Genomic DNA, 12251 nt, shown 5'->3' on the forward strand with positions numbered 1-12251 from the left:
GGCATCGGCCTGCGGCGGTCGCTCAGGTTGTTGGCTTAATGTTTTGGTTCAAGCGAAAGAAATTGGTAGGATCATACTTGTTTTTTAGTGCGGCCAACCTCGGATAATTCTCGCCGTAAGCTGCCAGAACCCGATCAGTGCCCTCTTCGCCGAGATTGTTGGCATAGACGCCGCCGGTCGAGAACGGTCTCATTGCATCCCACAGGTCACGCGCCCATCGGATGTGCGTTTCGTCGTCAGACGGATTGTCCCAGATCGATATCGGGAAGCAATCGTAAAGTGCATCCCGGTTGGCGTAGGGCGTTCCGTCCATCGGTACTCGCGAGATGGCGCCGCCAACCTGCTGCAGGACCAGAAGCGATTCGCTGGGTGCAGTCATGTAAGCCGCAAGCATGGTATCGATCGCCTGATCTGTGATTTCGCGCATGAACTGCGCCTTCCAGTAGTAGCGCCGCCCGCGCGGAAAGAGGCTGTCCCCGGCCGATTGGATTTGAAGATAGGGGACAGGAGCAATCTGGCGCTCAACCGGCCGACCATACTCTCTCAGAGGTTGAATGATTTGCTGGCCCTCGTCGAGCGGGCCGATGTAGCACGCCGATATGCTGAAGAAGCGCTCGCCCGAGGGCGCCGTGACAAGTGCTGCATCCAGGCTCAGCTCATCTGGGGCGCCGCTCGAGAACGCACGGTAGAACCGCATCGCTTCGCGTGCCTCTTCGTAGCGGTATAGCATCGATCCCGCGATGAGGAGCGGACCCACGGGATGGAGCTTGTATTCGAAAGTCGTGACTATTCCGAAATTGCCGCCGCCGCCCCGAATGCCCCAGAACAAATCTGCATTTTCGGCCGCGTTTGCCGTGAGCAACCGGCCGTCCGCCGTCACGATTTCGACAGCGACAAGGTTGTCGCAGCTCAGTCCATGTTTGCGGCCAAGCTTGCCGAAACCGCCGCCGAGTGTCAGTCCGGCTATGCCGGTATCCGCGTTGACACCCATGGTCGTCGCAAGACCATGGACCTGTGTGGCTGCGTCGAACTCGCCCAGGTTCAAGCCAGCTTCTGCGCGCGCAACACGGCGGATCGGGTCGACTTCGATCCGCTTCATGCGTGACACATCGATCACCACGCCGCCGTCGCATACCGAACTGCCGGCGACGTTATGACCACCGCCGCGGACGGCGACGAGGAAGCCTTGCGATCGGGCGAAGTTGACGGCCGTGACGACATCGCTGGATTCGGCGCAATAGAAGACAGCCGCCGGCCTCTTATCGACCATGCCATTCCAAACTCTGCGCGCCTGGTCATAGCCAGGGTCGTCCGGAAGGATCAGATCGCCGCGAATCGCCTGCCTGAGCCGGGCGATATCTGGCGCCTGCAACGTCGGCTCGGAACCGTCTATAAGCTTGAACATGCTCATCGAGGGATACCCTTCGTGATCTGGCACGGTTGGACAGGCCGCTTTCGTTCACCGACATGTGTCGGATCATAATGATCTCATGCGACGCCATTCGCTGCAAAATCGAATATCTCAGTCGCTGGATGAGCTAAATTCATCTAAGCTGCCTGGATGAGAAAACTTCCGCCGCTCGGGTCGCTTCGCGCCTTCGAAGCCGCTGCCAGGCTGATGAGCTTCAGGAAGGCCGCGACGGAACTCGGAGTGACGCCAACGGCCATCAGCCACCAGATTCGATTGCTGGAGGAGGTCTGTGGGCAACTGCTGTTCCGGCGGCGCCCACGACCGCTGGTGCTCACAGGCGTGGGCGAACGGCTATTTCCGGTAATTTGCAGCGGCTTCGACGCTTTCGCTGCGGCAATAGCATCAGCCTCGGCCCGTGTTGGCCAACGCCCGTTGCGCGTGACGAGCCCAAATGCATTTGCCAGCCGATGGCTGGTTCCGCGCCTGTCGAAGTGGCGCGAACAGCATCCGAACATTCCACTGGAGATCATCGGGACAGACGCCGTTCTCGACCTGCGAGGCGGTGACGCCGACGTCGCGATCCGCTATGCGCGCAGGATGCCGCGCGATGTTCCCGCGCAGGAAATTTTTCGGGACGCATTCTTTCCGGTATGCAGCCCGGAGCTGTTCGCAGGAGGCGACCGACAGATCGAGCGCGCCGCCGATCTGCTGCAATACCCGCTCATCCATTTCAATTGGACGAACCGCGACCCGGAAGCGCCGACTTGGCAGCGATGGCTGGCGATCGCACGCTCGATCGATCCCAGCATCCCCAATGCCAACCAGGCATGGGACTTAAGTTTCCGCGAAGAGCTGCACGCGATTGACGCGGTAGCGGCAGGCCAAGGCATCGCTATCTGCAGCGATGTGGTCGTCAGTGGCGAACTCGAGGCTGGCAGGCTGGTCAAGGCACATGATCTCTCTCTGCCAGGCTATGGCTTTTACCTTGCCTGCGTAGCCAATCACCCCCGACAAGCGCATGTCGAAGCCTTTTCCGCCTGGATGAGATCGATAGTCTGAGCATCTGAACGCCGATCTTCTGCATACTCGTCACAAGCGCCCGGGGTGATAAATTGCTAACCACGATCGCCCTGCACTGACTGCCATGCACACTTGCCGGCTTCTGGCATAATCCGGCTCCTTGAATTATGAGCACGCTTATTATATATGTCGCTCATGGTTTCCGATGGCATCGACAGATTGGGCTTTTTGATCCACGACGTGCAGCGCCTGATGCGCAAGCGCTTCGAGGCGCGCGCCAGCGGTTTTGGCCTTTCTTCGGCGCAATGGCGGCTTCTGGTCCGCGTCGCCAAGGAGGCGGGTGTCGCGCAGGCGCGGCTTGCCGAGCTTCTGGAAATCGAGCCGATCAGCGTCTCGCGTCTTGTCGATCGCATGGAGGAGGGCGGCTGGATCGAGCGCCGTCCGGACGCAACCGACAGGCGGGTGCGCATGATTTTCCCGACCGCCAAGGCGAACGCGGCCTACGCCCACGTCAAGAGCCTTGCCGGCGAGGTTTATGAGGAATCGCTCGTTGGCGTTTCGCCGGAAGATCGCCGCGTCCTGGTCAAGGCGCTGGAGACAATGGTGCAGAATCTTGCAGATGGTGACACGCCGCCCTCGGAAAAAGTGAAGAATACGGAAGGCGCAGCAGCATGAACGCGGTAGCCAAAGTAGATGAGAATGCGGCCAAGCTGGAGATGGAAGCTCCCGCGAAGCCGGCGGCAGCTCCGGTAACGGTCGCTGCGCAGGTAGCTCCGGCGCCGGTGGCGCCGAAGAAGAAGCGTCGTGCCGGCCGCTTCCTTTTGATGTTTGTGCTGCCCGCTGCGTTGATCGCCGGCGGCAGCTATGTCTGGGTGACCGGCGGCCGCTATCAGGAGACCGAAAACGCCAATCTGCAGCAGGCCAAGGTGTCGATAGCCGCCGATGCGGCGGGCCGCATTGTTCAGGTCGACATTTTCGACAACCAGTCTGTCAAGCAGGGCGACGTGTTGTTCGCCATCGATCCCGAGCCCTACCGGATCGCGTTGGCCCAAGCCGACGCGGCGGTGGCGGGCGCGCGGCTCAATGTCGAGCAGCTGCGTGCGGCCCATAGCCAGGCGCTGGCGCAGGAGAAGTCCGACGAAAGCCAGGTCCAGTACGCGCAGTCGCAATATGACCGCGCCGCCGACCTTGCCCACAAGGGCATCAACGCCAAGTCGTCGCTGGACGAGGCCAAGAACGACCTCGACAAGGCCAAGCAGCAACTGGCCGTGGCCCAGCAAGGGATCGTCAGCGCCAAGGCGGCACTTGGCGGCAATCCCGACATCGAGACCGACAAGCATCCAACGGTAATGGCGGCGCTCGCCGCACGCGACAAGGCGGCCTACGATCTGGTCCAGACCACGGTCAAGGCGCCTGCCGACGGCATCGTCAGCCAGGCCGCTTCGTTCAAGGTCGGCCAGTATGTCGGTTCGGGCACGCCGCTGTTTTCGCTGGTCGAGACCGGCGACACTTGGGTCGACGCCAATTTCAAGGAAACCCAGCTCACAAACATGAAGCCGGGCCAGAAGGCCGAAATCGTGGTCGACACCTATCCGGGCAAGACGTTCGAAGCCACCGTCAAGGCGATCGGCGCCGGCACCGGGGCCGAGTTCTCGCTGCTGCCCGCGCAGAACGCCACCGGCAACTGGGTCAAGGTCACGCAGCGCATTCCGGTCCGCCTGGAATTGGCCGATGCCGACGCCAAGATGGCGCTGCGCACCGGCATGAGCGCGACCGTCACGGTGGACACCGGCGTTTCCCGCGGGCTGCCGAGCATTTTCCGCCGCGCCACGGCAGGCGAGGCCAAGTAAGGAGGCCTAACAGCGGCCGCATAGCAAACAGCGAGATGGATGCAGGTGACAGGATTGGTCCGAGGGAGGCGCAGGAAAAATTGAATGCGTAGACGGGCTGCACTCTAGCCTCCCTGAGCAGACAACTCCGCTCAGGATCTTCGGTCCTCAGGTTTCCGGGCGGCAGGCGCCCGCTTTGTCGAGACGCTCAGTCGATGTATCCCCCACATCGATGCTCGCGTCCCACCGCGATGAGGGTCTCTCTACAGCGAGGGCCTCGCCGTCCGGAAACCTAATGTACACGTTTTTGTTACCTGCTGGAAGTTTTACGTCATGAGCAGCCCAGAACCCTTTCGCGAAGTACCGCACCGCGGCCTGATCACAGTTGCGCTCATGCTGGCGACGATCATGCAGGCGCTCGACACGACGATCGCCAACGTTGCGCTGCCGACCATGACCGGCGATCTCGGCGCCTCCCCCGACAACATCAACTGGGTGCTGACCTCCTACATCGTTGCCGCCGCGATCATGACGCCGGTGACCGGCTGGCTGGCCGATCGCTTCGGCCGCAAGGAGCTGTTCCTGACGGCCGTGGTCGGCTTCACGGTCTTCTCCATGCTGTGCGGCATCGCCTGGAGCCTGGAGACCATCGTTCTCTTCCGGCTGATGCAAGGCGTGTTCGGCGCGGCCATCGTGCCTCTGTCGCAGACCTTCCTGCTCGACATCAACCCCAGGGAACGCCACGGCCAGGCAATGGCCATCTGGGGCGCCGGCATCATGCTGGGACCGATCCTTGGCCCGACGCTGGGTGGCTGGCTGACCGAGAATTTCAACTGGCGCTGGGTGTTCTTCATCAACCTGCCGGTCGGCATCATCGCCTTCCTCGGCATGGCCGCATATCTTCCCAGCGTCGCCCGGCGGGTGCGCAGCTTCGATTTCTTCGGCTTCACCATGCTCTCGCTCGGTGTCGGCGCGCTGCAGCTGATGCTCGATCGCGGCGGCGAGGTCGACTGGTTTTCCTCGATCGAGATATGGATCGAGCTTGGTCTTTCCATCACCGGCTTCTGGGTATTTACCATACATACGTTAACGGCGGAGCACCCCTTTATCGACCCGAAGATCTTCCTCGATCGCAATTTCGTCACCGGGCTGGCGTTCATCTTTGTCATGGGCGTGCTCATCTTGGCGAGCATGTCGCTGCTGCCGCCAATGCTGTCGACCATCTTCGGCTATCCGACCCTCACCATCGGCATCGTCCTGGGGCCGCGCGGTGTCGGCACGATGATTGCGATGCTGTTCGTCGGGCGGATCATGCACAGGATCGATGCCAGAATCCTCGTCGTCATCGGCTTCCTGCTGACCGCGCAATCGCTCTACACGATGTCGAGCTTTTCGCCGCAGATGGACAACTGGCTTATCCTCAGCTCCGGCGTCATCCAGGGCCTTGGAATGGGAATGGTGTTCGTGCCGCTGTCCACCGTGGCCTTCGCCACGCTCGACGCACGCTTCCGCACCGATGCAACGGCGTTGTTCAGCCTGGTGCGCAATCTTGGCTCGTCGATCGGCGTGTCGGTGGTGACGGTTCTGCTGGTGCGTAACACGCAAATCAACCACGCGGAGCTCTCGGCCTATGTCAATCCGTTCAATCCCAACCTCTGGGCGGCGTCGCCGGCAGCGGCGGGCGGCGATCCGACGGCGCTGTCGCTGATGGATCGCATGGTAAACATACAGGCGATGATGATCTCCTACGTCAATGACTTCAAGCTGCTGATGATGATGACACTGCTTGCCGTCCCGTTTGTTTTCCTGCTGCGCAAGCCAAAGGCTGCGCCGCCCGCCGGTGGGGCGCCTGCCGCGCACATGGACTAAGCCTCAGGGCTTACCGCAACCGCGACCGGCTCGAGGCTCCGTTGCCTGTACCGGTCGCGTCGGCATTGAGCCGGTTCACCTGCCATTAGTATATCCGGACCAATATGCAGTCGCTTTTGGGTTAAAGGCGAGCCTCCTTTGCTTGCCTCAAGCATCAGCGGGAGGAATTGTGTTTGGCCACGAAATCATCCAGGCAAACCGCCGAAGCGCCCGAATCCGCCAATTTGACGACTCTGGCACAACTGGCGACTGCCTCATATGAGGCCCTCGAGCGCGAGCTTCGCGCCACGATTGCGGCACTTCAGGACCAGGCGCTGCGGTTCCAGACCGCGATCGAGAACATCTCGCAAGGCATCTGCTTTTTTGACGCCGATGAACGGCTGATCCTGTGCAACCGCCGCTATGCGGAAATCTATCGCCTTGCGCCGGAGCAGTTGCAGCCGGGCCTGGCTCTGCGCGAAATCGTCGAACGTCGCGTCGCTGTCGGGACCTCGCCGATGAAAGCGGACGCCTATCTGCCGTTGGCCCGGGCAGTCAATTCCGGCACGGCTTCGAGAAACTGGTCAGCCGTGCTCGCCGACGGCCGGACAATTCAGGTTTGCCACCAGCCGATGCCCGACGGCGGCTGGGTGGCCACGCACGAGGACATCAGCGAGCTCAGCGCCAACCGCTTGGTCGTCGACGAGCGTATCTCGTTGCAGACGCTGATCGACCTGGTGCCTGACTACATGTGGGTGAAGGACACCGAAAGCCGCTTCGTCGTCGCCAACCGAGCCATTGCGTCCGACAGCGGTCGAGACAGCACGAGCGACATGATCGGTCTGAGCGACTTCGACCTTCATGCGCCGGAACTTGCGCAGAAATTTCGCCTCATCGAGCAGCAACTGATGCGCGATGGACAACCGATGATCGACGAGGAGGAGTTCGTCGTCGATGCGTCAGGCACCGGCAAATGGTTCCTGTCTACGAAACTGCCGTTGCGCAACGTTCAAAACAACATTTTTGGCCTCGTCGGCATTGCCCGCGACATCACTGCGCGCAAGCAGGCCGAAATCCTGCGCGACGGGCAGGCGCATATCCTCGAGATGATCGCAAAGAGTGCTCCCCTCGACGACGTGCTCGAGCGGCTCATGCATCTGGTCGAATCCCAACTGGCGGGGATATTCGGTTCGGTCTTGCTGCTCGACAAGGATGGCACCCATTTGCGCCACGCCGCTGCGCCGAGCCTGGCGAGAGACTACACCGACGCCGTCGACGGCGCCGCGGTCGGACCCAAGGCAGGGTCTTGCGGAACCGCAGTCTATCGGCGCGAACCGGTGATCGTCGCTGACATCATGCAGGATCCGCTTTGGCAGGATTATCGCGAACTCGTGCGGCCGCACGGTTTGCGTTCATGCTGGTCGACCCCGATCCTGTCGCATCAGGGCGTCGTGCTTGGCGTCTTTGCGATGTATTCGATGACGGTGCGCGAACCGACCGAGGCCGAGACCCGCCTGATCGATTTCACCACGCGCATCGCCGGGATCGCCATCGAACGCAAACAGGCCGAAGACCGGATCCACTTCATGGCCAATCATGACGTGCTGACCGGGCTTCCCAATCGCGCCTTGCTCGAGGACCGGCTTTCGCAGGCCGTCTTGTACGCCCAGCGATACGATCGCTGGGTGACGGTGGTGTTCATCGATCTGGACAATTTCAAATTCGTCAACGACACGCTCGGCCACAATGCCGGCGACGAGCTTCTGAAGATCGTCGCAAGTCGCATGGTCGACTGCGTCCGGGCGACCGATACCGTCGTGCGGCTTGGCGGCGACGAATTCGTCGTCGTGCTTTTCGACCAGCCGGCGAACGTCGATCTCGTCTCCGAGACCTTGCAAAAGCTCAGGGCTGCACTCGCCGAGCCAGTTCAGCTCGGAGCGCATCTTGTACGGGCGACGGCCAGCATCGGCATTGCCAACTATCCCAAGGATGGGACGGATCCCGATACGCTGCTGGCAAATGCCGACGCGGCGATGTATCGCGCCAAGGAGTTCGGCCGCGACAATTTCCAGTTTTACGCTCCCGAGTTCAACACCAGGGCGCATGAAAAATTCGTGCTTCAGGAAGAGTTGCGAAACGCCTTGGCGCGTTCGGAATTCACGCTGCTCTACCAGCCGCAGGTGGACCTTCGATCAGGTCGGGTTTTTGCGGTCGAGGCATTGATACGCTGGAACCATCCAACGCTTGGCACGGTAATGCCGACGATGTTCATCCCGACCGCCGAGGAGACAGGTCTGATCGTACCGATCGGCGACTGGGTTCTGAATGAGGCGTGCCGGCAGAACAAAGCCTGGCAAGACGCAGGGCTGCCGCCCTTGACCGTTTGCGTGAATGTGTCGCCGCGGCAATTCAGGGAACGCAACCTGATCGATCGCATCGTCAGCGCGCTGAAGGACAGCGGCCTGGAGGCCAGGTATCTCGAGCTGGAGGTGACCGAGAGCCTTATCATGCAGGATATCGAGCTCGCCGTCGCGACCATGAACGCCCTGCAAAGCCTGGGTGTCCAGATCTCAATCGATGATTTCGGCACAGGCTATTCTAGCCTCAGCGCACTCAAGACCTTTCCCGTGGCGCGGCTGAAGATCGACAAGTCCTTCATCAACGATCTTGCCGCCGACGAGAACGACCAGGCTGTGGCCAGCGCGGTGATTTCATTGGGGCAAAATCTCAACCTGAGGGTCATCGCCGAGGGCGTTGAGACAGATGATCAGGTTGCCTTCCTGCGCAGGAACAATTGCGACGAAATGCAGGGCTATCATTTCAGCAAACCGGTTTGCGCGCAGGACATCGAGGAATTGCTCGGCGGCCGCAAAGACTGACGGGTCGGTCATCCGGCAGGGCCTCCGCCGATCAATGGCGCAAGCTTATCTACCGAGCACAAGGCACCAGTAGCGAAGCGTGCTGTCGCGGCCGTCGCGTACATAAGCGAGGCCGAAGCGGGTGAAGCGCGGGTCGAGCATGTTGCGGCGGTGGCCTGGCGAATGTACCCAGATATCGAAAAGCTTCTGCTGGTCGAAGCGGCCTTCGGCTATGTTTTCGGCAGCAGCGCCGGCAATGCCGTTGTCTTTGACGCGCGAGGCAAAGTCCTTGCCCCAGCCGGTGGTGTGGTTCATTCGGCCGCCGCGCGCCATGTAGCCGGCCTGCTGCAGCGCCGCCTGCTCGAGCCGCGCATCGGGGACAAGCGGTCCAAGACCGGCTGAGGCTCGAATGCCGGTCAGGGTGCCGGCGGCGGAAGCAGAGACACCGGCGCCTTCACCGGTGGGCAGCACGGCGGTGGCGCAGGCGACGAGCCCGGCAACGGCGCCAAGGCCGGCAGCTCTGAGCAGCATGCGCCTGTTTAGGCCAGGTTTGCCTTCATCATTTTCGATTTTCGCAACGGTCATTCCCGCCTGACATAGCGGTGATCATGGCTTTTGCCGGGCAGGGGACCAGAATCTCGCGCAAGCCGACCCGCAGCGCAACAAAAGGGCCGAGCTCCGCTGACGACGCCCCCACTGATCCAAGGCGCTAGTGCGGGGGCGAGCGCAGGCGGGTTCAGTTGGTGCTGGTTGTGGCGGTGAACCCGCACTGCTTCTGTTCCATATCGATCTGCTTCGTGATGCGAATGGCGTTCTGTGCATAGGCCTCCGTCACGGAGCCACTATTCACGGTCTTGTCCTTCAGCGGACTCACGCCTGCGCAGAGGTGGAAAACATGCGGCTCGGCGGACTTCGCGGCTCCGTTTTCGGGCGCGATCCAGTAGACGACATCCTGACCGGCGGGGTGGCTCGCGTTCTTCGTCGCCGCCGCCACCGCGGCGGTGTCCGTCGCGATCGCCTGCGCCTGAACGGCGACATCGGGCGAACAGGCGGTGGTGGGCTGCCCCGACTTGATCTGGGCTGCGCATGCGTTCATATCCTGGGTGTACTGTTCGACCGACGGGGGTTTGAAACTGATCCCCGTGACCGTCGCGAGCACGGCCAGCGCAGCGCCGACACCGCCGGCAATCTTCTTGGTCCGCGGATCCATGTTTTTGTCGGTGAGGATCAGGAAAACCAGCGGGAGGAAGGCAATCAGCGTGATGATTGCGCCGAGCTGGTTTTGGAAGAAGAACCTGGCCGCGTCGGATGCACGGGCCGGATCGTGCCTGTTGGCCGCCTTCCACAGCAAGTTGCCGGCGATTGCGAAAATCGCGATGCCGACCAGAAGGCCGATGATCAGCGGCAGGTGTCCCTGGTCGAACTTGTTCTGGCGAAGCAGCATAATTCCGTAGATCTCGCCGCCAATGGCGACGATCCACGAGAGTGCGGCGAAAAGGCGAAGACGCGTGGCGGAGGACTTCTGGCCCTGCGTCGCTTGCCAATCCTTGGTAACGTCTGGCTTGTTGTCGGTCATTGACCAGATCCCCTGATATCGACACTTCTGCGGGCGGCGTTAGACCAGAAGGCCAACCCGCCCCGCGCAGCGGCATTGAACGAGCGCCACCCGCCTTAGCGACGCGGCGAAAATGTGAGCGCCACGGCAGCCTCATCGTCATTCATATTGCGCATGAGTGAATCCGTCCATACCCACGGAGGCAGACGCCTATGCGGCGATGGCTCCGTTCTTCTTAATCTCTGGCTCGAACTTGACGCTGCCTTCCCTCGCTTGCCTCGCTTTTCTGGCGATCCGGTGGAAGCCGCCGTGGTCACAGGGCCGGTCGAAAGCAACGTCGGCAGATCCGAACTGAGGCCGGCTCGATGGTCCAAGGACCTAAAAGCGGCCAGTCCGCTTGCGGCCCAAAATGCGACGTTAGAGTATCTGCTCGGCAATGAGCTTCTGGCGCTGCCGGTGCATTTCGGTATTCGGCCCGGATCCGACCCAAAGCGGCTGTCCAGCCTCGGGTGGCAAGCGTCCGATTTTCACCACCGGCTAGGCGGCTGTGTCCAGACTCGTTTCCGGCGTCGATGTAGCCCGGCCGGCCCGGTCGTCCTCGGTATGTTCCCACCAGTCGCCCAGGGCGTCGATGAGCGGCACAAGCTTGAGCCCGGGCTCCGTGAGGTCGTAATCCACGCGTAGCGGATAGCCGGCATGCGCCGTTCGCCGCACGATCCCGGCTTCCTCCAGCTTGCGCAGTTCGAGCGCCAGGATGCGGTGCGACACTGTCGGGTTGTCACGCCTCAGGTCGCTGAAGCGCTTGGTACCATCCTTGAGATAGTAGAGCAGCAAGGTGGGCCAGCGACCGCTGAGCACACGCATTGTCTCTTCGATCGGGCAGCGAGAGACGACATCTTTCATGGCGGGAACCTGGTTACAGAATAGTGCGTAATTTACATGGGGCGACCAGCGTTTAGGGTCAAGTTTCGCTGCGCAGCGTAATCCCTAAATCATGGAAGAGACAAAGAAATGGAACCTATCCTCCTTTACGGCTTCCCGCTGGGAAGTTCGATGGGGCTTGTCGCTGCATTTGAACGCGTCGGACAACCCTACCGCCTGTGTCGTGTCGACATGCTCACTGAGATGAAGAACGATGCCTATGCCAGCATCAACGGCCGTCAGGAAACGCCGGTGCTGATCACGGACGAGGGCAGGGTGCTCACCGAGACCATGGCGATTGCCGCTTGGCTCGAAGCCCGCGACACGCAACGCCGTATCAGCTTCGAGCCCCGCTCGCCAGAAGCCGACCGGATGCATCAGCTGATGGCTTTCGTGAACACCGGTTTCACCGCCGCTTTCACCCCGCTCTGGGCTGCATATGAAATGGAGTCGGCCGATCCGGTGCTGCTGGCAACCTTGCGTGACTTTGGCCGCAAGGTCGTTACCAACCGCCATGATCAGCTTGAGGCGATGATCCTCGACACGGACTTTCTGGTCGGCGGCCGGCTGACGCTTGCCGATACCACGTTGATCGGCGTGGCGCGCTGGGCGGAGTTCCACCAGGCGGTCGACGGCACGGCTTATCCCAAGCTGGCGGCGCTACGCCGCCGCATCGAAGCTGATCCGGCCGTGCGATACGCGCTCGCTGTCGAAGCTGGCGAAAAGCCCGCCGGGTCCGGCGCTTGCCTCGGTCACGTGCCGCTGGCCGAGGTGATCGATCGCTTCGCGGCCTAATCTGTTCGTTCAGC

At 61.5% G+C, this 12251-nt stretch carries 10 protein-coding genes; 6 read left to right on the forward strand and 4 right to left on the reverse strand.

Going from position 1 to position 12251, the window contains the following annotated elements; genetic code table 11:
- Positions 1-22 precede the first annotated feature (22 nt).
- Positions 23-1411 (reverse strand): FAD-binding oxidoreductase, encoded by a 1389-nt coding sequence (locus NKH23_RS09380; RefSeq protein WP_352911250.1) that lies wholly within the window; start codon positions 1409-1411, stop codon positions 23-25.
- Positions 1412-1561: 150 nt separating this feature from the next.
- Between NKH23_RS09380 and NKH23_RS09385 the strand changes: the two genes are divergently transcribed.
- The 5 genes from NKH23_RS09385 (at position 1562) to NKH23_RS09405 (ending at position 8987) form a co-directional block, all read left to right on the forward strand.
- Positions 1562-2470: a LysR substrate-binding domain-containing protein gene (locus NKH23_RS09385; RefSeq protein ID WP_353034588.1), complete on the forward strand. Its 909-nt coding sequence runs from the start codon at positions 1562-1564 to the stop codon at positions 2468-2470.
- Between the two features lie 156 nt (positions 2471-2626).
- Positions 2627-3106, forward strand: coding sequence for a MarR family winged helix-turn-helix transcriptional regulator (locus tag NKH23_RS09390; protein WP_352911623.1), 480 nt, complete (start codon positions 2627-2629; stop codon positions 3104-3106).
- Entirely contained in the window at positions 3103-4281 is a 1179-nt protein-coding gene (locus tag NKH23_RS09395) for an HlyD family secretion protein (RefSeq protein WP_352911245.1), read from the forward strand. The genes NKH23_RS09390 and NKH23_RS09395 overlap by 4 nt, the downstream gene beginning before the upstream one ends.
- A gap of 312 nt (positions 4282-4593) precedes the next feature.
- On the forward strand, positions 4594-6129 hold the full coding sequence (locus tag NKH23_RS09400) for a DHA2 family efflux MFS transporter permease subunit (RefSeq protein WP_292653931.1): 1536 nt from the start codon (positions 4594-4596) through the stop codon (positions 6127-6129).
- Between the two features lie 173 nt (positions 6130-6302).
- The gene (locus NKH23_RS09405) at positions 6303-8987 is read left to right on the forward strand and encodes an EAL domain-containing protein (RefSeq protein WP_352911243.1); all 2685 of its coding nucleotides are present in this window, start codon (positions 6303-6305) and stop codon (positions 8985-8987) included.
- Positions 8988-9032: 45 nt separating this feature from the next.
- Here the strand turns inward: NKH23_RS09405 and NKH23_RS09410 are convergent, their stop codons facing one another.
- From NKH23_RS09410 to NKH23_RS09420, 3 genes are all read right to left on the reverse strand, one after another.
- The gene (locus tag NKH23_RS09410) at positions 9033-9551 is read right to left on the reverse strand and encodes a CAP domain-containing protein (protein WP_352911241.1); all 519 of its coding nucleotides are present in this window, start codon (positions 9549-9551) and stop codon (positions 9033-9035) included.
- Between the two features lie 151 nt (positions 9552-9702).
- Positions 9703-10542, reverse strand: a complete 840-nt coding sequence (locus tag NKH23_RS09415; protein ID WP_352911239.1) for a hypothetical protein — start codon at positions 10540-10542, stop codon at positions 9703-9705.
- Between the two features lie 516 nt (positions 10543-11058).
- The gene (locus NKH23_RS09420; RefSeq protein ID WP_352911237.1) at positions 11059-11424 is read right to left on the reverse strand and encodes a winged helix-turn-helix transcriptional regulator; all 366 of its coding nucleotides are present in this window, start codon (positions 11422-11424) and stop codon (positions 11059-11061) included.
- Positions 11425-11532: 108 nt separating this feature from the next.
- Between NKH23_RS09420 and NKH23_RS09425 the strand changes: the two genes are divergently transcribed.
- Positions 11533-12237: a glutathione S-transferase family protein gene (locus tag NKH23_RS09425; protein ID WP_352911234.1), complete on the forward strand. Its 705-nt coding sequence runs from the start codon at positions 11533-11535 to the stop codon at positions 12235-12237.
- The last annotated feature ends 14 nt before the right edge of the window (positions 12238-12251 follow it).

Source organism: Mesorhizobium sp. M1328 (genome assembly GCF_040318075.1).
In the GTDB taxonomy this organism is placed as follows: Bacteria; Pseudomonadota; Alphaproteobacteria; order Rhizobiales; family Rhizobiaceae; genus Mesorhizobium.